The organism is Aneurinibacillus tyrosinisolvens, from assembly GCF_001015055.1.
Lineage (GTDB): Bacteria > Bacillota > Bacilli > Aneurinibacillales > Aneurinibacillaceae > Aneurinibacillus_A > Aneurinibacillus_A tyrosinisolvens.
Genome location: NZ_BBWZ01000012.1, coordinates 59407 through 83658 on the forward strand (window position 1 = coordinate 59407; position 24252 = coordinate 83658).

Consider the following 24252-nt stretch of genomic DNA (forward strand, 5'->3'; position numbering starts at 1 on the left):
GAACCAGACCGGCAATTGTCTCCATCCTCGAGCTACCCAGATGTTTTGCCGGTCCGCTCGACGTGTCACGAAGCGGCCGCTTCGCTTCCATGAAGGGAAAGGACGAGCGGGCTTGCCTGCGATGTTTATCTTATTGTTTCCAGAAGTTTTATTGCTTCTCTCTTTCTTCGGGAACAACCACACATTGACGTGGATCAAGTTCTATCAAGTCATCTTGTAAGCCACTTTCCTCATAGCATGTCCCGCATAGAGACACAATCAAACCGCCCCGTCGCTCATCCGCATAATCGAGCGTAGGAATCTTGTTCCCGCACCATTCACACATTTTCCCTTCCCCCTATGTTTTTTCTGTTTCCGAGCGTTTTATGTAGATGGGACGGCACGTCCGACCGCCCCAAGACACGACTTCAACTCAACAAGCGGGAGATGTGTTATGAATGTGGCTGGCGTACTTTAGCGTATGAAACTCCCTCTCGCTCGGTTACTCCCACGTTCCAAAATCTAATTTTTCTCTCGTCAGTCCGTGTTTCTTCGCATAGTCCGTTTCCAGGAGCGCACGGAAGAAAGCTTCCACCTGCTCCGCCGTGACGTCCATTATTGTCCAGAAACGGTGGATTCCGCCCACTTCCATCCGCATAAAAGCGATAGATTCAGGCATATATGCAAACCGATCACCCTCGCCCTTCTGATGGTTAATCATAATTTTATCGCTAAGTTGTTCTACGACTGTCATGGATACCTCTCCCCTACTCCGAATAAAATTTTTCTGGCCAAGCAAAAAAGTTCGAGAATAACTGCCCAGCTGTCGATGCCGGATCCGGTGAATATTTGTCTTGTGTATGCATAAGATGGTCCCTTCTCGCATATGTATTACCTAGTCGGTTTCTTCAAGCCAATTATAAAACGGGAACTTTCCCGATGATTTGTAAGGCGGGTGTGGCATATCTTCTTCTAGTGATTCGTTGTAGGTGGACAGTTCTCCTTCTTCGTCTTGGACTGTCTTATAGGTGCCTGTGAAATCACTCGACCAGTTTGCTATCGCTTTTTTCATCACCGCATGGAAGCTGTCGATTTTCCCTTTTGTTTTCGTGAGAACATTTGTAAGGATTTGTGGGAAGTCAACACGACTAACCGAGTTGTCACTCGATTTGTAAAAGATTTCAACTTCATAGGGATGGATACCGTGATCAATCAGTCTGTCTGTATGTATGGATAGCACCTTAAGTACAGACGTAGGCACTTCACCTTCTGTAACAAACTTGTCTATGGCAGCGGTGTATTCTTTTCTTAACTTCTCTTTTTGAGCACTAGGATCTGTTGCATACTGATCAGTATGACTGATAGACGGATTTTTATTGCTTTTTTCTTCTTTGGTTTTTTCTATATTGGTATTTTCTAAAGATTGGTTATTTCTATTGTACTGATCCACCGCACCCGATTTTTCCGCATCCGTTTTAACCGTATCCGTGTTTTCAGGAAGCGGTTTTTTATTTTCTTCCTTATCCGTTTCCTGACTTTCAGGAAGCGGTTCTCCGTACTCTACCCGAGTGGTATAAATCCCTTCTGCTTCGATTTCTGCGATTGTTTCTTGTAGCATATCGGCGACATCGGCTTTGTGTCCGTAAATATAAATTTGCTTCCGATGTATGCCTTTTTCTAAAACTTTAATTCTAGCGATATAATTATTATGTATGAGTTCATTGACCACTTTATAGTGCTTGTCTCGTCCGTCTTTGGAACGTTTAATAATGTCCTTCATATTTATCGTCCACGTTCCCTCTCGGTGTGAACAGAATTGGATGAGAAGATACTTCGCCATTCCAGTTACGTTACTATCATCAAGAAAAGCGTTCTCGACAATACTCTGCCCTCTTTTTCTTGCGTGCTTAAATATTTCCGTTGCCATAAAAAAACCTCCGACTCGACTTATGTTTTTTGAACATAGCTGAACAGAGGTACTTGCATACATATTTTTTCCGTGTTAGAATAATGATAAATTCAATATTCAACAAAAAACATGTAGCAATACCTTATCGAAAAGCCCTGCGCTAGTTTGGCGACCTGAGCAGGGCTTTGTGCTATGTATGAGCAAATTTTAACAGAAATTTTTACATTCAGGTGCGTAAATAAAGCTTTATATCCCACCACGTTCAAATAAAACTTTGTAACTCCGATTCGATATGTTTCATCCATTTATCTCTTTATATCCCACTACGTTCAAATAAAACAAAAGAATCCGTCCAAGCAGAAGAACTAACCCCTACTTTATATCCCACTACGTTCAAATAAAACGATGGATTCTGCGGCCGGCTGCTGTCTTTCAATACGCCTTTATATCCCACTACGTTCAAATAAAACTGAACCAATTATTTTGACGGAATCCCTTATTACTAACTTTATATCCCACTACGTTCAAATAAAACGCTTCACAAAGATGTGCTGCGTCCGGATCATATCCCCTTTATATCCCACTACGTTCAAATAAAACAACGCTAGAATACACCAACTAGATCGGATTTTCATACTTTATATCCCACTACGTTCAAATAAAACTATTTGTAGTATTGCCTTTATTGAATATATTTATACCTTTATATCCCACTACGTTCAAATAAAACTGGCAGTTAAATCAGCACAAATGCTAGTTATCACTTCTTTATATCCCACTACGTTCAAATAAAACGATAAGTACCACGATTTAGAGCACCGTTATGCTTTACCTTTATATCCCACTACGTTCAAATAAAACGCACTCACCGGAAAAAGAAAAACCAAAAGCAAAGGTCTTTATATCCCACTACGTTCAAATAAAACATCCACGATTTTTCTTACTTTACGGTCCAGCCATTTTCTTTATATCCCACTACGTTCAAATAAAACGACGTCGGACCAGCACAAGAAACGCTTTTTATTGCACCTTTATATCCCACTACGTTCAAATAAAACGTTGTACTTTCTTAAACGTACCATCCCCTGACATACTTTATATCCCACTACGTTCAAATAAAACCTGTTCCATTCCCAACGCTTACCGGCATTGTCCCATCTTTATATCCCACTACGTTCAAATAAAACTGTAATCCATAGCGAAGGCGTAGAAACTTATAAAACACTTTATATCCCACTACGTTCAAATAAAACAGTACGGTTGCGAATATGTTAGAGGCTTCAAAATCGGCTTTATATCCCACTACGTTCAAATAAAACGTTGAATAAACATTTACCTTCAATTGATGATAATACACTTTATATCCCACTACGTTCAAATAAAACATGTCACGCTCCTTGTTTCACCTGCATACGTACCGTCCTTTATATCCCACTACGTTCAAATAAAACTGAAAATGGAACCTACGTAGAAAAAGAAATGACCGCTTTATATCCCACTACGTTCAAATAAAACTGATTTGGAGACGGGTGAAATCAGCGGAATCATCGACTTTATATCCCACTACGTTCAAATAAAACCTTTAAATAGCTTTAAGTCAATTCCGTGATCTCCCCTTTATATCCCACTACGTTCAAATAAAACTCAACTACTCTTCGTCTTTATGTGGGTACTAATTCCTTTATATCCCACTACGTTCAAATAAAACATATTTAATAACCAATGATTGCCTAGCTGTATTCCCTTTATATCCCACTACGTTCAAATAAAACGGATAATCTCAACGTTTACCGTCTGTGCGGTCCCGCCTTTATATCCCACTACGTTCAAATAAAACTTTCCGGCTGCGGTTGTAGGCTGTTAGCGTTTCTTTAATCTTTATATCCCACTACGTTCAAATAAAACCCCTAAATTTTTGCGCATTCAACCCTTGATATACCTGCATTTAGTGTATCATTGATCACCTTTGATTGCAGTACATCAGACATTCATTTTCACTTTTTCTTTCAAAAATAGGACTCAAGCCAATAACATCAAGGATTTCGCCCATTATTCCACACTGTCCGATGCACTGCAAAATCAATCAGCCAGTTGATTTATAAAAAGAAGTCTTCGTAGTTTTTCTCAACACCCACAACCTTCTTTATTATATTTTTGGGATTTTGCACCTCATATACATAAATGGAGTCTTCCCTATCGTTCATGATTAACTCTAATTCGTGAAGGCACTTTGTTAGTTTCCCTTTCGTAATCTCACCCTCAAACACTGAGTTTTGTGTCCATACCAAATATTGTTTTAGTTTTTTACATACCTTTCCTACCCTTTTCTCACCAACATCATATGTAATCATAACAAACATGCTTACCACCACGCTTTCAATGGCTTATATGGTGTATCACCGACAAAATGTTTAATCAATTTGTAGCACTCAAGTCGTATAAAATAGCGATAGGATACATTTCGTGCTAACTTGCGATGTTTAACTGTAGTGGCTAATTTTTTATCCCATTCCTGCACAAACTTTTTTCTCCCCTGTTCATTTAACACTACCATATTCTCTAAATAATCAAAATCACGCTTATTAATCACTTTCTTGTTTAATACCGTAAAAATGACCGTATCGACCAGTAGCGGTTTAAATATTTCCGCTAAGTCTAAACTTAGAGAGAAACGTTTTGAAGAAGGTTCATGCAGGAAACTTATAGTTGGATCCAAGTGTGTTTTATAAATTTCAGATAAAACAGCAGTATAACAAAGACTATTTCCAAACGAAATAAGTGCATTCAATGGATCATTTGGCGGTCTTTTTGAGCGTTTATCAAATGCAAATTCTTCCGGTAAAAATTGATTCAAAGATTCGTAGTATGTCTGTCTTATCATACCCTCGACACCCATGAGTTCTTGAACTTTCACTGTTTTGTCAATAAGTTTTGTATAAGTAAGGATAGAGTCAATATGTTCCTGAACCTTTTCTTTATAATGCCTTAAATTACGCAGCATATGAAAACTAGCTGACTGGACAAATGATTTAGCGATAAACAGCCTTTTATCTAGGTCTAAATAGTGGGCACTTTGTTGTACAACTGTAAAGCCGGAAATTTTTTTCGAGCGAGGATAGAAAGTTCCTGAATAAAAACCATAATAATTGAAGAAATGAACCCGCACGTCGTGTTGATTCATTAAATTTAAAAAAGAGCTGTTCAAGTCTACTTCGCCAAACACATAAATATTATCAATTCGTTCAACAGGAAGTGATTTCTTTTTTTCTTCATGGTCAACAAAGAAAAAGGTGTTATCTTTTCGCTTCATGCGGCCATTTGAAAAAATATAATAGTCTTTTAGCATGATATATCCTCCTCCACATCCGAGAAACAAAAATCAAAATACGCGCATTTGGAACAATAAGGAAGTTTTTTTAGCGTTGGTGGGTAGTCCTGGTTACGTATTATCTGTATTTCTTTTATCATGTTTTCCAGCTTATGTTCTTTTTCAATATCTAAGATGACTTCTTCCGTTTTTTTCTCTTTTGTATAACTGATTAATCCTTTCTTGTTTACTCCGCGCAGTTTCAGTTCGTATAAATAAAAGAGAAGCTGCCATTTGTCTGCTTCAGCCATTTTGCTTGAAATCTTGACTTCACGGATATACTCTCCATCCACCGCATCAATTTTAAACTGATTATCAATCAGCATCTCACGCTGTTCCAGACGTTGATAGGAACGCTCATGCAATATTTTTCCTTCCATCACTCGGTCATTTTCGACTTCCATTGTGATTTGCTTTGAATATAGCCACAATTTCCGTTTACATACATTAAAATATTGTATCTCAATACCATTGACCATTTACTCTTCTCCTTCACTCTAAATTAAAGAAGCTGTGGCTGGCTGGATAGAAAGACCTTTTCCCGTATTACATTTCTTATCAAAGTCATAGTCTAAATCAATAATTGAAATATAGGGCAGCAGTGAATATCTGGTTCCATCTTTTCGTTTTCCGTTACATTGCACCGGACTTATAAGACCTGCCGTTAACGATTTGCGAACAGAAAGTGTATACGTTTCAATGATTCTTCTAATTTTAGCTCGTTCTTCTGGATTTGTTTCTTCCTCTAATTGTTCAAACAATTCGATATGTTCATCATATAATACTCTTGGAATAACAAGTTCTGCTTGAATGTTTCTCAGTAGCTTTTGAGCCTCTTTGTCTGTCAATGTTGAATCCCGAATAGCATCAATTTCCCGTAATGCTTGTTCAAACTCAGTTAAGAATTTTGTTTCTTTTAAATTCTCTCGTTTATATAGCTCTTTTACTAATTCTACTTTTTCCTTTTCATTTAAAATTTCACCCTGATAGTTTAATAATATGTCTACCGTTCGATTCACAATCTCTTCATCATAAATTGAGCCTTTTCCAGAAGGAGATTCAGTATAAATAAAAACATTCGGGTTTTGATGTTCGAGTTCTCTTCTTCGGTAGCAGCGGCCGAAGCGCTGGCATAAACTGTCCAGGGTCGCAGCCTCAGTATAAAGCTCATCGAAATCAATATCGATGGATGCTTCCACAAGTTGTGTTGTCACCCAGATTCCTGTACCTTCCGTGTTTAGATCAAAGTCTAAGAGTTCTTCTTCTAAGGATGCACGGTGCTTTTGAACAAACATTGAATGAAGCAACCGAACTTTTTTCGTTTTTTCCGCTAATTGTTCGTACACCTGTACCGCTTTTTTTACGGTGTTCACGATTACAAGTACTTTCTTTATTTCAGCAGACGCATAGATACGTTCCAAATCATCTTCTATTTTTTCGTTTACTACTTGAATCCGATGGCGTTTTGATTCATTAACAAATTGTTTTTGTATAAAATCGGATGAGGTTAGGATTTCACGTGCTTCTAATGTCTCTAAATAAAGCTGTGGCAGCGTGGCGGTCATGACGAGGAAACTTCCGCCGATTTCATGAATCATCTCCAGTGCTTTAATAAGAACCGCTGCAATTTTTGGTTCATACGCCTGGATTTCGTCAATGACAACCGCAGAATATGCCATTGTTGCATAGTGTTTTTCGTATCCTTTGTATTTAAAAGGGAACTTTAAAATTTGATCAATCGTCGTGAATAACAATTTAGAAGATAAATGTTTAGATTGGTCCCGGATAATTTCCCAGTTTTCTATCCCCTGTTCATCTAAGTAATTTGCACTGGAAGAATGAAGCAGACCCGCTCCAAAGAATCTCATTTTCTTCTGAACACGTGAAAACAAAGCATTGATACTGACACGAAGAGGTAGCGTGAAAAAGGTTTTCTTTTTTTCTGCCCACAGCAAGGCCGCTTCGGTTTTTCCCATACCTGTTTGAGCAACCAGAATTAAATTCATATTGTGATGTTCTTTCGCAAATTGCTGTAAGGGCCGTAAGATAGACGTACTGTTTGTTTTATCAACAGCAAGCTGTCCAAGATAGGCTTCCGCATAGCCTGCTAAATTTGCTTTCGTATCGCACTCAATTTCCACATGAGCTGAAGCCGCATGGTCCAGCCGATGTAGCAGTCCTTTCACGAGAACATATTGGTTATATAGCGCTTTCTCTTCTAACGAATCAATCCGCTGGCTCATATACCGAAAGAGTCGGTTTATAGAGGGCAATTCCCTATTGAAAGGAATGTTTAAATGAGACGCACCATCGTCTATATAATGAAGTAAATCCTGCTGGAATGCCTGGACTAACTCCTCTTTATTTAATGCATGATCACGTTCGTGGTGGTATGTAATTGCTTGAATCAAAACTTTACGTTCTTCTTTTGTTAAGGATAGTTCATCGAGCGGTACTAAAAGCGGTGATAAATAGTTATGGGGAATAGGAGGAAGCATGCTCGAAGGACCGGGTATCCCTATTGCCTTTTTGATATCGGATTGAAACCTTCCGTAAATTTTCCCTGCATCGTGGTAATCGACTGCCAGCTTCAGCAAATCCCACATACGTTCGTTCGAGAGTCGATTCCGATAATGCTCTTCTAGCACCTCATACCGGTTACGTAATTCGTCTGTATGCTGGCGAATTGTTTCTACTGGTTTGGATTTTGCAATAAATTCCGTTTTTATAAGCTCCATATTGTATCCCCTCCCAATTTAGGAAAAGGTCACGCTCCAGACAGAGCGTAACCTTTTTTATTGAGTTATTCATTCCAGAACACAGGATAGTTTCCATCGGTGTATAGAGGCGACGCAAACTGTTCACTATCGAGTCCTGTTTTAGCCATAACGTAAAGAACCGGGATCTTCTCCCATTCTCTTATTCCGTTTTTGATGGTGTACGTCCAGTTTAACTGATAGGGTATCCCTGAAACACCCTCGGCAATCCATGATTTTGGAATGTAAACGGAGCAAGGCAAGTCCATTTCTTCTTTCGACGTTAACGTAACAAATTCCACGCCGTCGACTCTGACTACATCCTCATGTCTCCCTAGCGAAAGGCATTGATTGTATGATTGAAAAGAGCGGTAGATACTTTGTAAAATCGGTGCCTCCGCCTTGATATGCACTACAAGTTGAACGTTATACAGCATGTGCGTATAAAGCGGCATAGAAGTCATTACCTGGCTGTCGGATGGGACCGCTGCATCCAAGCCATCTAAAATGACAGGCATCGCAAATGCCTTTTTCTTTACCATATAGGTTTTACGATAGTCAATCATTTTCGATTCATATTTCCCCTGTATGCTAAGAGAAAATGGCACGAGTGTTTTGGCTTGCAGTACTTCATGAATCAGTCCTTTCACTGTGGAATACGGCGGAAGCGGATAGGTTTCTGCTACTTTATTGGCAAACGGCTTCGTGTAACACACGGTTTCTTGATATAATGTTAAGCGCAATAGGTTCATATCTCGACTCCGTAGTACCCTTTCACTTGTTCCTGCACGTGCTGATAGAATTGTTCAACAGATCCAGTTGAAGCCAAATCCCTAAAGCTTTCTTCGTTCTTAAACATGCCTTTTACATAACCAATAAAGGTTTGTTCGCGAATGGAGTGGCCAAATACCGTTTGCTGGATTGTTTCTTCTAGTGGTGCTATATTAATCCGGGTATAATTGTTATCCATTAGCTCGACTCTTCCGAGGAAAAATGGATTTGGAATCGGGTACACGCCTCCAATAACAAATAGAGGAGCAAGATTTTCCTGCCGGCCACGGATTTCTCGATTTAAAAACTTTGTCACCTCAAGCAGCTGGGTTATCCTCTCTGCTTTTTCCTGAGAAGATAATTCAATCTTCCCGTCCAATCCAACCCGGCCCAAGTCAAGTGTAATGGTGTATGTATACAAGCTTGTATGTTGTTCAAGCGTCGCCAGGTTCGGATTATCATCGATTCGGGATGCAAGACCCATATTATTTAAAAATTCGAGGTCGCTCTTATATGGCTCAAGAGACACAGCGTGACTCAGGCGACAAACAGCAGAACGCTTATCCGCTCCCTCTTTCGCTTTAGTTTTCATATATCCGAATAAATCCATTTCAACGGAATCTCGAATGGTACAATCTTCTTTAAATTGAACAACACCCTTCGTTTTATCCACTACATTCAAATTCCAATCATAAAATTGATTACCAAGACGCACCATGTCATAACGAATACTTTGACGCGAAGCAAACGAGTGGACGTCACCATTGCCGCGATGAAATTTCTTTAGCTCTGAAATATTCGCTGTTCCCTCCCCGTAGTTTAGCGAACTGGCACGAAACACAATTGTCATAGTAAGAGCCTTATTGTTGTTCATCGTTCTTTTCCTCCTTTTTCGAAATGAGGCCAGCAATCCAAGCGTTGGCAACAGAAGCGAAATCTAGTTTTTCTTCATGAAGCACATTCAATAGAAGGTCCGGCATTTTCTCGTCTACTGAAATATACAAGCGCATCACTGTGTCCATAAAGAGTTGTTTGTCTCCTGCTCTTGATGCATTAAGCAGGCGGTACGCAACTTGTTTGGCCTTTGTTTCCCCTATCTTCTCTTGAACCGCAAATGCACTTTTGTAAAGGACCCAAACATAAGCACTTTCCTTTTTTGAATGAACAGCCACACTTTCCCCTCCCTTTTGGTATTTTTGATAGAAGTGTCGAATCAAAACGGCATGTAGAATTTCAGAAGAAATAAATTTGGAATTAATATTATTGCGGAAATGTGTAAACAAAAGAGGCTTTGGATCTCGATGTTGAAGGAGTTCATGTACAAGTGCATTACGTAATGTAAAGGATAGTTTTTGAAACAATGAGTGGTGCTGCATGAAAAGCTGGCATAGAGCCGGCGTTAGCATTAAGTAGTCCAGGAGTGTTTTCTTAGAGGAGTAGTCCGACTCGTATTCCAGGAGCAGATAGTGGTTAAGTGTGTCATGTGATTTTTGTTGTGTTTCTCGGATGATATCAAAAATAATTTCATCAAACGCTTTGTTGTTTTCTTTTGCAACGGCATAGCTTTCGTTCGCATGCAACAACTTATCAAATGAGCCATCTAATTGGACAAATAATGATTTTTTACCCGAGATTGTTGCTCCTGCTGGCGCACAAAACAAAATCAACTTGGCCATTGCGCTCATAGGAATCGTTAGGCTTCCTCTACCCTCCCAGGAAAAATTAATTGCTTTTTTTGCACTTAATGCCAGTGGAGAAAAGTTGCCTTCATTATACTCTTCAAATGCATAAAAACCTTCGAAGAAACTGCAGCGATTTACACGGGTTGTTATATATTCTCTCATTTCATCGATAGTTAGTTTTTTGAAGGGGCGTTTTAGCTTTGTTAAATGCTCATGTGTGCATCCTTCCAGGCATTCCAGAATTTCCTGTTCTGTTTTGGCTGTGTTTAAAAGTTTAGTAAACTGATATTCTTCAATGACCGGAACGATGTAATCTTTTCGAAACAGTTCTACCTGTTCTGCAATCGTTAGCTCGTTTTTCACAACATTTAAAAAGCTAACCTGTCCAAAGTAAGGTCCAAGTATAACCGCTTTAAAATAGTTCAAGGTCAATTTATCGTGAATCTTTTTCGTCCCAACCAATTGGCAATACTGCAAAGTGTCTTCCTCTAAATCCGCTGTGTATTCTTTGTTCATGCGAATACGGTCACCTAAGGCGAGTATCTGTTTCCCTTCCATTGTTTCAGGAAAATACTTGCCGACCTTGTCGTTTAATGACTTTACGATATCATCCACGGCTTTCTTTGCTTCCTTTTTTCCTGAACGAAATCGTCCAAGTGCTTGCTGTAAACGATAAGAATCACGTTTCTGGATACTATACTTATCTAGGAAGAACTGAAAGTAGGATTCTGGAAGTATTTCTAAGTCGGCAATTGAAATCTGTAACCCATCATTCCGCGCCTCGACTTTTTGATTGGCATGTTTCATAATGCGATAATATCCCACTAAGCCCTGGGATATATGCCATTCTCCCATATGTAACGGAATCACCCTGTAATCACCTCCTCTATTTCAGCTAATCCAAACCCTAATTGCGTGCGGTGTCCAATCCCGCAATCGTACAAGCATTGTAAATCCTCATAGTACCCTTCAAGACACATCCATCCTTTTTGGGCTGTAAAATACAGTGGTTTTTTATGAGAATCATCCAGATGTAAGGATTCTTTTATCACTTGCTTTACGAGTTGTGTTGAGCGCACTCGAATCGGCTGTCGTAAAGAACGACCCAAAAGCTTCTTGATGGTCAGTTCACAGATGTAATTCAATTCTTCCTCGAAATGAGGAGAGGATACAAGCACGGGTTTATTTTGTTTATTCTCAATTAGCATAGGTGATTGAAAACGAAGGAGTACAGCAGATGTTGCAGGACTCAATTTGGTGTCTTTCAACATTTGAAAACCAATTAATATCAACTGGTAGTCCTTGTATGTAAACGACTTCTGAAACTGGCTACCGTTAAATACATGCATAATGAACTCGTAAGATGAACTGCTGATTGTCACGTCTAGTTTTTCAGCATAAATATGTTCTTCTGCGATGTCCATCTTTTTAAAATAGGTTGAAAATGTAAATGGCTTGATTTCCGACTTGTTCACGTCAAAAAGATTTTTATAAAAATTTTCAGAGGAACGCCGTATACAACCTTTAATAATGGAGAGAATCGGAAGACGATAAGAAATAGGCAGCCTTCCCATCTCAAATGTTAAACGTATTTTCACTTTTTCACCTCCATTTAGCTTATTTTTATATATTGATATTTATAAGAAAATATTACCAGTACAAAAGGTATATATCAAGTACTTTTTTGAACAAATTAGAAAAAAAAGACAACCGATAAATCGATTGTCTTTTCCCGCTATGTTCAGATAAAGAATGAATATTTAATAATAAGCTAAATTTTATATCCCACTGCGTGCAAATAAAGATAACGATACTATATCATACATTCTATTTTGCGTTAATGGGATCTTAGTCAAAGCTTTTTAGGAAACAATCGAGGAAGAACCCCGAGCACAAAGTGCACAGTAAAATAACACAAGAATGACCGCTAGAAACTCGTCTAGCGGTAGCCTTTTATAATATGAATACAATTCATTATTGAGCTTTATCTAAAAATTTTTCTAGTTTCTGTCTTGCTTCAATATTTAATGCTTTTATTTTGCTTACGTCCAACTGTTGTTTTCCCGCTTCCGCGATGAGAGGATAGAGGCTTTCTTCTATTTTCTTATAGTCATCAGGATAGCGTTTCTCAACTTCCTTCTCAACTAAATCCCATTTCTCGGCCATTTTTTTACCAATTTCGTTAACAACACTTGGCTTAGGATTATTCTGCAGTTGTCTTTCTAGCTCTCCTATAAGCTGAATGACTCCTTTTACCCCTGCATTTATAGCAGGAGATTGCGATGCGCTTACCGGTTTTGCTTCTTCCCGAACCCTGGTTTGATCCTGTTTAGTCTGGATCTGCTGCTGTGTTTCATTCAAACCATTGCAAGCTGTAACAGATATTAGGGTTCCGACTGCCAGTAAGAGAATGCATATATGACTTGTTTTCATATTTAGCCTCCTTCATATGGTATTTCTTCTTTTCCCTCCAGATAATTGAACGGTAACTATTCTTCCCCTTTTCTTTAAGCGTAAACTCGAATGACATATTTTTTTGTTCGCCGTAAGCCAAACAGTCGAGCTCAAGAGACAAAGCCAGTTTAATTGTCAGCATCTTTGTCATAAAAAAAATAGCATGCGAATCCATTCAAGATTCGCATGCTATTTCTTATCATTACATAACCGGTTCCAGCTTTTTCTGATTGGTACTAAATCAACCTTTTCTTCTTATTTTATTTACACTTGCTTCCCTGAATTTTTAAAGGGCTTCAAAGTTTGCAAACACAAATAACACAGTATTCCAAATAAACCCGTAATAATAGCTGAATGGAGAAGCGTTCCATAAACACTCAATTTAGCTACAATAACATAAATACCGCTGAAAATCTGGGCGATAACCAGTAACAGGGCAATCATGCTGGCTCCGTAGAGGTCACGCCGACGCCGCCTATAGTGACGGAAACTGTACACTGCCATTCCAACAATCATAAAAAAGAGAAGGAAGGCTGCGAATCGGTGCGCCAGTTGAATGGCAGCAAGCGCAGGCAGCTCCGGAAACCAGGTACCGTTTCCGAGCAGTGGCCATGCCGGATAAGCCAGACTTGCACCGGAGTGCCGCACATAGGCACCAAGATAAATAACCATGTACGTATAAATTACCGTAATCCAGGCGAAGAAACGAAATCCCCTGGATACTGACTGACCAATCATAGCAGCAGATTTATCCCGCTGCAAAACAAAAATGGAAAGTAAAAAGACGCCTGTAAAAGCCAGCAGGGAAAAACCGAAATGCAAAGCCAGCGCAGGAGGTGACTGCGGCCAAATAACAGCCGAGGCTCCAAGAAGGGATTCAACGATAATAAATAGGATACTGATAATGGCTAAGCTCCTAACCTCGCTGTTTCCTCGGTAGCGCCTCCACGTCCATATCGCAAAAATGAACACGATAATCCCTGCCGCTCCGGTGATAAGCCGGTGCGTGTATTCGATTAGTGTTTCCAGAGTATAGGTGGGAATGAACTTTCCGTTACATAAAGGCCAGTCGTTTCCACATCCTTGCGCCGACCCGGTGTTTGTTACGAGCGCGCCAGCGATCATAAGGATGAACATTAATACTGCAGTAAAAACAGCAAATAATTTTAATGACCGTTCCATAGTCGATTTCTCCTCCAATATATTGTCTCTCTCGTTCTTTTCTATATATTTCTTCAACAATAGAAGCCTGTAAAATGGTTTAGTCGCAGTGCTCTCCCCTGTTCCCTGGCTATGTTTATGCAACATGGCATTTATATTTCAAGTATAAACTTGTTTTCTATGATAAAAACGGTTTAATTTCGAATAATTGATGACTAAAATATCATGCACATTAAATCGTGCTCATTAAATCGTGCTCATTAAGCTGCCTTGTAGGTATAACATCTAGGGGCAAGATTGATACAACTCACTGATATAAACATTATGTGTAATTCCGCCCAATTTTATCGGCATAATTAAATGTGGAGATGATTTTTCATATCCACATCTTTATTGTAGTATGGACTAATTGTAAAAAATACCCACTTATTAACCAGTTGGTTATTTATAAGTTTTGATTTTATCCGGTTTTCCGCTATTTTTGTTCTTCGCGCTTGCATCGGTTTTAAGCAGTCTTTATCAATTAGTATAAGCATGGCATATAAAAAAGACGCTCATATTTAACTATGTAGGAACAAGCCTACCTGATTTACGAATTAAGTTTTACTTTTTTATACCTAGTACTCCACTAGATTCAGATAAAATCCCAACAGCAGCGTTGGAATGGCTGGCGCTTCATATCTCTTTGTATCCCGCTACGTTCAGATAAAACCATAACAGAATGTATAATACGCACACTTTTTGCAGTCTTTATATCCCACTATGTTCAGATAAAACGAATATTGAACATGATTAACAAAACGAACAAATTTACTTTATGTCCCACTACGTTCAGATAAAACTTGTTCGCCAATATGTTCCTGTGACTATGAGATTGAACTTTATATCCCACTACGTTCAGATAAAACACGGGGATAGAATCGCTATGTCCTGGTTTGTGGATCTTTATATCCCACTACGTTCAGATAAAACTCTATAAGTTCACGTTGCCTTTTTGGCAAACGATTCACTTTATATCCCACTACGTTCAGATAAAACGGAAATAACAATAGAAAGCTTGCGCCAGGAAATGTACCTTTATATCCCACTACGTTCAGATAAAACACGATGCAACAAAGATATAACGAATCATGTTTATACTTTATATCCCACTACGTTCAGATAAAACTTGATAGGATACGTATGAGCTGTCCCTAACGCAGACGACTTTATATCCCACTACGTTCAGATAAAACTGATTAACAATCCGGAATATTATCATGAACCTTATTACTTTATATCCCACTACGTTCAGATAAAACGGGAGAGGATTACGAGACAGCAGAAGTGAAGCCCTACCTTTATATCCCACTACGTTCAGATAAAACGCAAGGATGCAAAACATTATTTAACGATTTAATACTTTATATCCCACTACGTTCAGATAAAACTTGTTTCCTGTTTTTGCCTTGATCGAATCGCTGTCTCTTTATATCCCACTACGTTCAGATAAAACTTCTACCACGAGCTTTGCCACATCCTTCGGCATGCCTTTATATCCCACTACGTTCAGATAAAACAAAGCTGTTGTAGAAGATAATGACGAACGTGAAATAACTTTATATCCCACTACGTTCAGATAAAACGAGAATATAGATGACTCTATCCAGGAACATAAAACAAACTTTATATCCCACTACGTTCAGATAAAACTTTATGAATTAGAATCTAAACTCCCGGCTTCTTACAACTTTATATCCCACTACGTTCAGATAAAACTAACTTTCGATCGGTGAGGGGGAAAGCCTTGTTATTACCTTTATATCCCACTACGTTCAGATAAAACCTCAGCATTGCGTTTCGAGGGGTTTGGGTGGTCTTTCCTTTATATCCCACTACGTTCAGATAAAACTTCCGAAGGATAACCTAGCTGCAAGGAATGGAGCATCTTTATATCCCACTACGTTCAGATAAAACTGAGACTTTTGGAGCGCGGTCAGCCGAAATGTTAACAACTTTATATCCCACTACGTTCAGATAAAACCACTCATGGATTGTTCAATAGCTCCACGAACATATTTCTTTATATCCCACTACGTTCAGATAAAACGCTTACTTTGAAGTTAGAAAAGAACACCAATGTTCTACTTTATATCCCACTACGTTCAGATAAAACTAATTTTTATGCATTAGATCTGCTTGTTCTCATCCTTTCTTTATATCCCACTACGTTCAGATAAAACATATTTGTTCCGGACAATGTTGACCCGGTTCAATTAACTTTATATCCCACTACGTTCAGATAAAACTACAACGAGTTTATAAATAGGCTGAAAATCAAGTATCCCTTTATATCCCACTACGTTCAGATAAAACGCCGATTAAATTCGCATTGCAAGCCGGATGTAAACCTTTATATCCCACTACGTTCAGATAAAACAATTCTGCTGCTGCATCGGTAAGGTTTCTTTTTTGTACTTTATATCCCACTACGTTCAGATAAAACTTCCTGCGTCCGGTCAATGACAATGAGATTTTCTGTCTTTATATCCCACTACGTTCAGATAAAACTTAGGGAGAAACAGGTCAATCCTCATCCTCTTTCCAACTTTATATCCCACTACGTTCAGATAAAACTTTTCCTCAACTCGATAAACTCATGACCGTAACGTTCCTTTATATCCCACTACGTTCAGATAAAACTGAACAGATGAATCGGATGGAAAGTTCTTCAGACGTCTTTATATCCCACTACGTTCAGATAAAACCAAACCTTTATCTCGTGGAGGGAAACAGTATACCAACTTTATATCCCACTACGTTCAGATAAAACTCGCCAGGTCATTAGTTTCCATAGCGGCTGAACTTCCTTTATATCCCACTACGTTCAGATAAAACCCCTATATTTTAACAGAGAAAACCCTTGATATACCTGTATTTAGTCTATCATTGATTCCGATTGGTTGCAGCACGTCGGACGTTACTTTTCAAATTTGTTTTCAAAAACACATTTTGAGCCAGTAATATCAAGTATTTCACTTGTTGCTTTCCCTTTTCGGATGCACTGCAAAATCAAATCATTCCTCTATTGAAATAAACAGGAGGATTCCTTTTTTACAGCTGGAGAAGCTACCCTGTTCTATGATGAAACAGCATTAATCTCCCTATCGCCTGTCTCTCCTTCCTTAAACGTTATAGTGAGAAAAGGTAATGTTCTGTGGATGTGAAAAATCCCTTATGTATTGACGTTTAATCTGCACACGGATTTTAAATATCTTTCCTTTTGTATCCCGCTGGATTATCCGACATAACAAAGCAGCCATTCTTCGTAACTGATCGGCTGCTTTCTCTCTTCATCTTCCTTTACGATTTATAGAAAAGGTCTTTATTTCACCCTCGTTTTCTATTGGTTATCATTAACTCAACTTTCGCAGTATACATTCGGCAGGTAAGCCTTGATGTAGCTGGGCAAACCAGAAATCCATCGCTGGAGTTGATTTTGAATGAATGTTGAGATTTTCTTGCTGGTTTTTTTCGCAATATCCGTGATCAACTCGAAGAGTTGATGTAATGCAATCGCCCAATCCAGTTCGCTAACTTCATCGCAAAGCGCAAGAAATAAACCGCCCAGCGAACGTTCGTACGTACTTTGCCGATGCTGCCAGACCAATACAATATAGCGAGAAAACACAATGGTCGTATGACTAATCAGCAGGTCATAAGAACGGCCTTGGAACTCTTTTTGCAGACGCAACAAGGATTTCGTACATTTGAAAAAGACCTCGATATCCCAGCGGATCCCGTAGGTTTGAATGATTTCTTCTTCCGTTAAGGACAGATCGGTACACAAAATGGCCAGCCATTCCTTTTTCTTCGACCGGTGACGTACAAAGACCATGGTAATGGGAATGCCTGCTAATTCAGTGCGGATAGAACGTAAAACGCCTTTGTTTTTTCTTTTCATCGGCGTTGCAGCGTAGTAAAGTTCCTGCAATGACAAACGTTGCACTCCTACCTGATAATGTTTATTGTCCGCTTTGACCATGCCGATGGCATGGAGTCCTCTTCCGACGACTTCCTTCACGAGGGGAGCATGCGTAAACCAACTGTCCATGAGTACATAGGAAGCCGTCACGCCTGCATCCCTCGCACGATCCAGCATCTCAGGGATCAAATGTGGGGCGGGCCGCAAGGCTTCGATTCGCCGCTTATAGCCGGATGTCCGCTTATCCATCCCTTCGGTGATGCCATTGATTTGCGATTTGAGGGAGCTAAGCAAAGAGAAATCCACAAGAATGAAGGTATGACCGTCTGACCAACCGAGTGTGAGCATCCGATATCCCCTGTAATAACAGCCTGTCGCATGATCTTTGAACCGCACAAGCAGTTCGACCGCCTTGTGCTTCGATTCCGTTCAAACATCGAATCATCGACTATGAAAGCCGTTACGCACCGGGTTGAAGTTAAAGGGCGAACCTTCTCGACCGCAGTGGTACTTAACAAAGTCAGAAAACGGCGCCATGGATATCCGGCATGGTTCAAAAATCGATAGACTACATCTTTGCCAGGGAGGGATTCTCCCCGGTGACTTTCCAGCATCCGAAACCAGTTCTTATGATGAAACAAGAGCACAAAGACAAGTTGAAATAGATAGGAGGGAGAAAAGCCAAATCGCTTTTTAAAACTTACGGTTTTCAAGTGTTGTAGCACTTTTAGCTGCGTAAAAGCGGACTGAATTTCTTTAGGAAGTTGATTTTTCTGTTGTTTTTGTTCTATCATATGGAGGACACCTCTTCCGTGTGGTAGTGATTGCTCAGCACAATTACTTTACCAAACGGAGCGGTGTTTTTCTATTTTCAGCGCACTTTTCAGCGATGTTGTCCATCTATGTTTCTGAATGGCTATCAGGCCTTATACAGTAAAGATCCCCATGGCTTATCGCTCTGCGAAAGTTGAGTCATTAACATTACTTAGCAAGTAACTTATTCCATTAAATCAAAAAGGTTTAACTGTTCCACCTCTACCGGCGCTGTAATCTTCGTTTCAATCCCTAAAATCTTCATTAGCTCTATTGCATTCGGCAATGCATCCCCACCGGAATTATTATTAAACACTACACATACTTCCTTTGATTTTTTTAACAAATCGTTAAGATGGACAGCCCACTCTTTCAATTCATTTTGATTATACTTATAGAGATACCGAACTTCCCGCCAATTTGCCTGTTTAGATTTGTTCCATCCGGCAGCATTGCGTCCATGAAGCCGAACAATCGTCATATCCGTATGAGTTGGTTCCAGAACGGTAGGTGCTGAACCCACCCCTACCTGAGGTTCGTCCACAATACTGTGTATCCATCCCTCCCGCTGCATAAAAGCAAGCGTGTTATCCCGCATCGCCGGGGAAAACCAGGTCTGATTTCTAAACTCAAGCGCACAGGGAATCCCCTTCATTTTTTCCTTCGTATAGCGGAGAATGCCTACATTCTTGCTAGTACAATCAAACCATGGTGGATATTGAAAAAGCACGGCCTTCAATTTCCCCGCATCCATCGCCGGCTTAATTGCCTCTATAAAACGTTCGAACATGCTCTTGGTGTCTTCATAGGGATTTGTTCCTCTATCGTGCCCCGTCATTGCCTGAAACGCTTTCACAACAAATCCAAAGTCATTTGGGGTGTCACTAACCCACTTAGAAAAAGTTTTAGCTGATGGAATCGCATAGAAGTTGCTATCAACCTCTACGATTGAGAAGTATTTGCTATAAGTTTGCAGTTTATTTTTTGCACTGTTAGGTAATCGATACAAGTCATGATCACCCCAGCCAGTAAGCCCGATTTTAATCATCGCTTGTCCCTCACAATACATTTCTATTATTTTACTAGGTTAGAAGGCAGATAATCATTTAAGCTCGCTCTCTATTCTTTCACAATATTGCTTTTTTGAAACTACACAAGTGTTATTTAAATGTTCCCGAAAGAAGCTTTTTTGGAACAAGCGGTATCTTGTGATTTTAATTGTACTCTGCTAGGATTGCTATAATTGATAGAAAGTTGTTTTATCAGATTTCATACGGTTGCAAGGAGGACATCATTATGGCTATCTATAAAGCATTAACAATCGCAGGTTCCGACAGCAGCGGCGGCGCCGGCCTGCAGGCTGACCTGAAAACATTCCAGGAGCTTGGTGTGTATGGAATGACCGCTATTACAACGATCGTTGCGATGGACCCGCACAACAACTGGGCACACAACGTGTTTCCCCAGCCCATCGAAACAGTAGAAGCATCACTGGAAACAATAATCACCGGCATTGGTGTTGACGCTTTAAAAACAGGCATGCTCGGTTCGATCGAAATTATTGAACTTACAGCTCGCAAAATCGAAGCGCACGGCTTGAAAAACGTTGTAATCGATCCGGTTATGGTTTGCAAAGGCGCCGACGAAGCCCTTCACCCGGAAACGAATGAAAGCCTGCGCGATGTGCTCGTTCCAAAAGCGCTCGTTGTCACACCGAATCTGTTTGAAGCATCGCAGCTTAGCGGATTGCCCCCTATCAAAACAGTAGAACAAATGAAGGAAGCTGCGGTAAAAATCCATTCCCTTGGAGCAAAATATGTGCTCATTAAGGGCGGCGGAAAGCTGGAGCACGAAAAAGCGATCGACTTGCTGTATGATGGGGAAACATTCGATATTCTCGAGTCCGAAAGAATCAGCACAACGTACACACACGGTGCAGGCTGCACATATTCGGCGGCCATTACCGCCGAGCTAGCCAAAGGCAAGCCGGTAAAAGAAGCCATCCAAACGGCCAAGGCGTTTATTACGGAAGCGATTCGCCATTCCTTCCCGTTAAACGAGTATGTTGGTCCTACAAACCATGCGGCATACCGAAACTCCGGTGCCGGAAAAGCTCCCAGCACGAGCCAGGCATAATTAATACAATGAACCATAAAAGCAGCCGGATGTGACATCGGCTGCTTTTTCATACTTCTTATAACTGCTGATCGATTAATTTGTACAGAGCCTGTGTCCCGCTATTTTCTTCCCCTTTATCCGCCAGTTCCTCGTATAATGATTTGGCCAGCTCAAGGCCTGGCGTCATCAAGCCCATTTCCTTTGCCGCACCGAGAGCGATACCCATATCCTTTATAAAATGCTTAATATAAAATCCGGGTTCGAAGTCGCCTGAAATCATGCGCGGCGCCAGGTTGCTCAGCGAGAAGCTGCCGGCGGCCCCGGTTGCGATGCTCTTTAGAACGCGCTCCGGATCAAGGCCTGCTCTTTTCGCGTATACCATCGCTTCGCAAACACCAATCATATTGGAAGCAATTGCAATTTGATTGCACATCTTCGTATGTTGTCCGGCTCCTGCGCCTCCCTGAAGGATAATGTTTTGCCCTATTAGGTTAAAGATAGGCAGCAGCACATCAAACACTTCCTGATCTCCGCCGACCATAATAGCCAACCTTGCTTCCCGCGCTCCAATATCCCCGCCGGAAACCGGTGCGTCAAGTGAATGCATTCCTCTTCCCTTCGCCTCTTCATAAATCGTGCGCGCGAGTGAAGGTGTTGACGTCGTCATATCAATAACATATGTACCTTGTTTGGCGTGCGGCAGAATGCCGCTTTCCCCTAAGTAGACTTCTTCAACATCTTTTGGATAGCCGACCATTGTGATAATTATGTTTGCCTCTGCCGCCAGCTCGGCTACCGTATCCTTCCACTGCGCCCCCTGCTGGATAAGTTCTTCTGCCCTTGATTTTGTGCGGTTATACACAAGAACCGGATAGCCGGCCTTCAACAGATGCCCTGCCATGCTTTTGCCCATAACCCCTGTACCGATAAAACCGATTGTTGTGTTATCCTTTGTTAACGCCATCGTGTCCACTCTCCTTTTTGCTTGTTTCTTGTGCTTTGTCTTTGCTGCTTCAAAAACGTCTTTGCTTCGTACTGGGTTAAGCCGAAAGATTGTAAAGTTTGCAATAATTCCATCGACTCCATTGACCAGGCACTCCTTATGTAACGGACAGTAATTACATAAATCCAAAAAGCGTAATGGGCAGCCTGGTTTTTACGGCCAAATCGATAAAACCATTAATCATCTCAGGCATCTGAATACCCGCCCATTTCCAGAACAGGCTTACGAGGATGGCATACTGGTAAGGATTCCCCACAAGTAAACGCTAGCACTCCCTCACATTTTTACTTGTGCCCGTCTGGGAAAAACCGAACACAGCCATGTACAGATTAAAAGCGAGTGCAACCGCGGCAGCATATGGGACGGCTTTTTCTCCTACTGCAAATTGTATAACAGCGAGCCCAAAATATCCAACGTTAACCAGTGTGGATGAAAGAGAATTCCATTTCAGCGGCTCCCCTCCCCAGCCTATCCATTTTCCTAACAGGAAGAAGAACTATACGTAATTTTAAAAATCAAAAGGAATAACAAAAGGAATTAGTGTTATGATACGCCGGAATGGGTGATACAATGGTGTTATTGAACTCCCAACTGTTATCTCTTTTATAATAACAGTACACATGGATTTTATAACAGTGGTTAATAACACATAAACATAAAATATCATTTATAACACCAAGGAGAACTGTTATGGATATTGATATAGAAAGAAATTCCGGCATCCCCCTTGCCGAACAGGTTAGCCAGGCTATCGCCGCACAAATTCGCTCAGGTGCCATTACTAAAGGAAGCAAACTTCCTTCTGTCCGAAAGCTTTCTGATATGGCAAGCGTCAGCTTTGTAACCGCTGTTCAGGCGTATGAATTGTTAGAAAAAGAAGGTCTTATTACGCGGATCCAAGGGAAAGGAACGTATGTAAAGGAAGAGGTGTTCATAGAGGAGCAAGAGTTTCCTGAATCAGAAACAGACGGTGCAACCGAATGGCAGCAGTCCGTTGTTGATTATGTACCAGGGACTGCATTTTGGCGCCAGCATCAGCACCGGTCCTCCCTTCCTCTTCATGGCGTCGGCCTGTCTGTTTCCGCTATCGATCAGACCCTCCTGCCTGTAGAGGAACTTGCAAAAGGAATTCAGGAACTTATCCGCAGAGAGCCCGCGATATTGGCAGAGAGCGGCGGAATCCAGGGGGATGAGGAACTGCGGGACGTCATTGCTGACTATCTTCTTGAGGAAGAAAAGAAGCCAGCAGTTTCTTCCGGGGAGGTGCTTATTACAAGCGGAATTCAGCAGGCGATCGACCTTGTTGCCCGCACTTTTGTCGGTCCGGGAGACGTTGTGGCCATGGAATCTCCTACATATGCAGGTGCGATCGATATTTTTCGCGCCAGAGGAGCTGTGATTATCCCAATTCCGGTAGATGAAGATGGAATGCGGGTGGATGTACTGGCATCATTCTGCCATACACGCCCCCCAAAAGTCATTTACACAATGCCCTCCTGCCATAATCCAACCGGGGTCACCATGAGTTCCGAACGCAGGGCTCAATTGCTGCGTATCGCTTGTGATTATAACAGTATAACAGTTGAAGATGATACGCTGGGAAATAATTATTTGGGTGATTCCTCTTTCCCTGCGCTAAAAAATAGTGATGAAGACGGGCGTGTTATTTATTTGAAAGACTTTAGTGAAATGCTTCCTTCCGCTTGCAAAATGACTGCGATACTTGCTTCGGGTACGTTTTTAAGCCGCCTCGCCGGCACAAAAGCGATTGCCGATCCCGGCAGTCCGATTCTAATGCAGAAAGCCGTCCTGTCGTTTTTTAAGTCTGGCCGCTTCACCAAGCATAAAAGCAAACTTAATTTAGTGCTGCGTGAGCGAAGAGATATGGCGATCGATCTACTAAGGAAGAATGCTCCGTCCGGTGTACGCTGGATCGTACCAAACGGCGGTTTCAATATATGGCTAACCCTGCCGCCATGGATGAATACGGATATGCTGCTGATGGAGGGACAGCGCCATGGCGTTACGTTTCTGCCCGGCTCTACCTGTTATCCTGCTGAGCCGGAGTACCATCACCTTCGGATTAGCTTTTCGCATGTGCCCAAAGACGAATTGGAGCGCGGAATTAAAACGCTTTGTAAACTGCTTGCGTCTGCTTTGCATTCCCGTTCTTATTTTCCAGGCTCCTCTATGCGTAACCTTTAACAAGAAAAAAGGAAGTTCATTCCACTTGCCTTTCCCTTCCGTGAGGAAGACTACTTTAAAGCAACATATA

General features: G+C 40.8%; 19 protein-coding genes, 1 pseudogene and 2 CRISPR repeat arrays. Of the genes and pseudogenes, 2 read left to right on the top strand and 18 right to left on the bottom strand.

Annotated elements, in window-relative coordinates; translation table 11 throughout:
• Positions 1-148 precede the first annotated feature (148 nt).
• The 15 genes and pseudogenes from MBEAL2_RS31780 to MBEAL2_RS13220 form a co-directional block, all read right to left on the bottom strand.
• Entirely contained in the window at positions 149-325 is a 177-nt protein-coding gene (locus MBEAL2_RS31780; RefSeq protein ID WP_161798210.1) for a hypothetical protein, read from the bottom strand.
• A 156-nt stretch (positions 326-481) separates the two neighbouring features.
• Complete coding sequence (locus MBEAL2_RS13155) at positions 482-733, bottom strand: hypothetical protein (RefSeq protein WP_047152752.1); 252 nt, start codon at positions 731-733, stop codon at positions 482-484.
• Positions 734-874: 141 nt separating this feature from the next.
• A complete protein-coding gene (locus tag MBEAL2_RS13160; RefSeq protein ID WP_047152753.1) occupies positions 875-1906 on the bottom strand; it encodes a hypothetical protein in 1032 nt (343 codons plus the stop codon).
• 226 nt (positions 1907-2132) lie between these two features.
• Positions 2133-3793: direct repeats of the CRISPR family, unit length 29 nt; unit sequence CTTTATATCCCACTACGTTCAAATAAAAC.
• Between the two features lie 191 nt (positions 3794-3984).
• Positions 3985-4248: a CRISPR-associated endonuclease Cas2 gene (gene cas2 / locus MBEAL2_RS13165; protein WP_047152754.1), complete on the bottom strand. Its 264-nt coding sequence runs from the start codon at positions 4246-4248 to the stop codon at positions 3985-3987.
• A 2-nt stretch (positions 4249-4250) separates the two neighbouring features.
• On the bottom strand, positions 4251-5234 hold the full coding sequence (cas1b, locus tag MBEAL2_RS13170) for a type I-B CRISPR-associated endonuclease Cas1b (protein WP_047152755.1): 984 nt from the start codon (positions 5232-5234) through the stop codon (positions 4251-4253).
• Positions 5228-5734, bottom strand: a complete 507-nt coding sequence (gene cas4, locus MBEAL2_RS13175) for a CRISPR-associated protein Cas4 (RefSeq protein WP_047152756.1) — start codon at positions 5732-5734, stop codon at positions 5228-5230. The genes cas1b and cas4 overlap by 7 nt, the downstream gene beginning before the upstream one ends.
• 18 nt (positions 5735-5752) lie before the next feature.
• Positions 5753-7993 (bottom strand): CRISPR-associated helicase/endonuclease Cas3, encoded by a 2241-nt coding sequence (locus MBEAL2_RS13180; protein WP_047152757.1) that lies wholly within the window; start codon positions 7991-7993, stop codon positions 5753-5755.
• A 65-nt stretch (positions 7994-8058) separates the two neighbouring features.
• Positions 8059-8763, bottom strand: coding sequence for a type I-B CRISPR-associated protein Cas5b (gene cas5b / locus MBEAL2_RS13185; RefSeq protein ID WP_047152758.1), 705 nt, complete (start codon positions 8761-8763; stop codon positions 8059-8061).
• On the bottom strand, positions 8760-9656 hold the full coding sequence (gene cas7i / locus MBEAL2_RS13190) for a type I-B CRISPR-associated protein Cas7/Cst2/DevR (protein WP_047152759.1): 897 nt from the start codon (positions 9654-9656) through the stop codon (positions 8760-8762). Before cas7i ends, cas5b begins: the two co-directional genes overlap by 4 nt.
• On the bottom strand, positions 9643-11319 hold the full coding sequence (cas8a1, locus tag MBEAL2_RS13195; RefSeq protein WP_047152806.1) for a type I-B CRISPR-associated protein Cas8b1/Cst1: 1677 nt from the start codon (positions 11317-11319) through the stop codon (positions 9643-9645). The genes cas7i and cas8a1 overlap by 14 nt, the downstream gene beginning before the upstream one ends.
• 11 nt (positions 11320-11330) lie before the next feature.
• A complete protein-coding gene (gene cas6, locus MBEAL2_RS13200) occupies positions 11331-12062 on the bottom strand; it encodes a CRISPR-associated endoribonuclease Cas6 (protein WP_047152760.1) in 732 nt (243 codons plus the stop codon).
• A gap of 376 nt (positions 12063-12438) precedes the next feature.
• Entirely contained in the window at positions 12439-12897 is a 459-nt protein-coding gene (locus MBEAL2_RS13205; RefSeq protein ID WP_052947704.1) for a hypothetical protein, read from the bottom strand.
• A 285-nt stretch (positions 12898-13182) separates the two neighbouring features.
• Positions 13183-14100 carry a COX15/CtaA family protein gene (locus MBEAL2_RS13210; RefSeq protein ID WP_047152761.1) on the bottom strand — a complete coding sequence of 306 codons (918 nt, stop codon included), beginning with the start codon at positions 14098-14100 and terminating at the stop codon, positions 13183-13185.
• A 662-nt stretch (positions 14101-14762) separates the two neighbouring features.
• A CRISPR array of direct repeats spans positions 14763-16956; the repeat unit is 29 nt; unit sequence CTTTATATCCCACTACGTTCAGATAAAAC.
• A gap of 523 nt (positions 16957-17479) precedes the next feature.
• Positions 17480-18837, bottom strand: a pseudogene (locus MBEAL2_RS13215) (IS4 family transposase).
• A gap of 203 nt (positions 18838-19040) precedes the next feature.
• A complete protein-coding gene (locus MBEAL2_RS13220; RefSeq protein WP_047152762.1) occupies positions 19041-19904 on the bottom strand; it encodes a DUF72 domain-containing protein in 864 nt (287 codons plus the stop codon).
• A 248-nt stretch (positions 19905-20152) separates the two neighbouring features.
• Here MBEAL2_RS13220 and pdxK point away from each other — a divergent pair, with 248 nt between their 5' ends.
• Positions 20153-20992: a pyridoxine/pyridoxal/pyridoxamine kinase gene (gene pdxK / locus MBEAL2_RS13225; RefSeq protein WP_047152763.1), complete on the top strand. Its 840-nt coding sequence runs from the start codon at positions 20153-20155 to the stop codon at positions 20990-20992.
• A 58-nt stretch (positions 20993-21050) separates the two neighbouring features.
• Here the strand turns inward: pdxK and MBEAL2_RS13230 are convergent, their stop codons facing one another.
• Genes MBEAL2_RS13230 through MBEAL2_RS31785 form a run of 3 tightly spaced genes read right to left on the bottom strand, consistent with a single transcriptional unit; the run spans position 21051 to position 22233 of the window.
• Positions 21051-21938: an NAD(P)-dependent oxidoreductase gene (locus tag MBEAL2_RS13230; RefSeq protein ID WP_047152764.1), complete on the bottom strand. Its 888-nt coding sequence runs from the start codon at positions 21936-21938 to the stop codon at positions 21051-21053.
• A complete protein-coding gene (locus tag MBEAL2_RS33625; RefSeq protein WP_269082475.1) occupies positions 21929-22060 on the bottom strand; it encodes a hypothetical protein in 132 nt (43 codons plus the stop codon). Before MBEAL2_RS33625 ends, MBEAL2_RS13230 begins: the two co-directional genes overlap by 10 nt.
• 32 nt (positions 22061-22092) lie before the next feature.
• Positions 22093-22233, bottom strand: coding sequence for a hypothetical protein (locus tag MBEAL2_RS31785; protein ID WP_161798211.1), 141 nt, complete (start codon positions 22231-22233; stop codon positions 22093-22095).
• Between the two features lie 434 nt (positions 22234-22667).
• Here MBEAL2_RS31785 and pdxR point away from each other — a divergent pair, with 434 nt between their 5' ends.
• Positions 22668-24182, top strand: a complete 1515-nt coding sequence (gene pdxR, locus MBEAL2_RS13235) for a MocR-like pyridoxine biosynthesis transcription factor PdxR (RefSeq protein WP_047152765.1) — start codon at positions 22668-22670, stop codon at positions 24180-24182.
• Positions 24183-24252: the final 70 nt, after the last annotated feature.

Excerpts from the sequence above, each read along its gene's own strand:
- MBEAL2_RS31780 (WP_161798210.1), bottom strand. The coding sequence starts at position 325 with ATGTGTGAATGGTGCGGGAACAAGATTCCTACGCTCGATTATGCGGAT.
- MBEAL2_RS13155 (WP_047152752.1), bottom strand. The coding sequence starts at position 733 with ATGACAGTCGTAGAACAACTTAGCGATAAAATTATGATTAACCATCAG.
- MBEAL2_RS13160 (WP_047152753.1), bottom strand. The coding sequence starts at position 1,906 with ATGGCAACGGAAATATTTAAGCACGCAAGAAAAAGAGGGCAGAGTATT.
- cas2 (WP_047152754.1), bottom strand. The coding sequence starts at position 4,248 with ATGTTTGTTATGATTACATATGATGTTGGTGAGAAAAGGGTAGGAAAG.
- cas1b (WP_047152755.1), bottom strand. The coding sequence starts at position 5,234 with ATGCTAAAAGACTATTATATTTTTTCAAATGGCCGCATGAAGCGAAAA.
- cas4 (WP_047152756.1), bottom strand. The coding sequence starts at position 5,734 with ATGGTCAATGGTATTGAGATACAATATTTTAATGTATGTAAACGGAAA.
- MBEAL2_RS13180 (WP_047152757.1), bottom strand. The coding sequence starts at position 7,993 with ATGGAGCTTATAAAAACGGAATTTATTGCAAAATCCAAACCAGTAGAA.
- cas5b (WP_047152758.1), bottom strand. The coding sequence starts at position 8,763 with ATGAACCTATTGCGCTTAACATTATATCAAGAAACCGTGTGTTACACG.
- cas7i (WP_047152759.1), bottom strand. The coding sequence starts at position 9,656 with ATGAACAACAATAAGGCTCTTACTATGACAATTGTGTTTCGTGCCAGT.
- cas8a1 (WP_047152806.1), bottom strand. The coding sequence starts at position 11,319 with ATGGGAGAATGGCATATATCCCAGGGCTTAGTGGGATATTATCGCATT.
- MBEAL2_RS13205 (WP_052947704.1), bottom strand. The coding sequence starts at position 12,897 with ATGAAAACAAGTCATATATGCATTCTCTTACTGGCAGTCGGAACCCTA.
- MBEAL2_RS13210 (WP_047152761.1), bottom strand. The coding sequence starts at position 14,100 with ATGGAACGGTCATTAAAATTATTTGCTGTTTTTACTGCAGTATTAATG.
- MBEAL2_RS13220 (WP_047152762.1), bottom strand. The coding sequence starts at position 19,904 with ATGATTAAAATCGGGCTTACTGGCTGGGGTGATCATGACTTGTATCGA.
- pdxK (WP_047152763.1), top strand. The coding sequence starts at position 20,153 with ATGGCTATCTATAAAGCATTAACAATCGCAGGTTCCGACAGCAGCGGC.
- MBEAL2_RS13230 (WP_047152764.1), bottom strand. The coding sequence starts at position 21,938 with ATGGCGTTAACAAAGGATAACACAACAATCGGTTTTATCGGTACAGGG.
- MBEAL2_RS33625 (WP_269082475.1), bottom strand. The coding sequence starts at position 22,060 with ATGGAGTCGATGGAATTATTGCAAACTTTACAATCTTTCGGCTTAACC.
- pdxR (WP_047152765.1), top strand. The coding sequence starts at position 22,668 with ATGGATATTGATATAGAAAGAAATTCCGGCATCCCCCTTGCCGAACAG.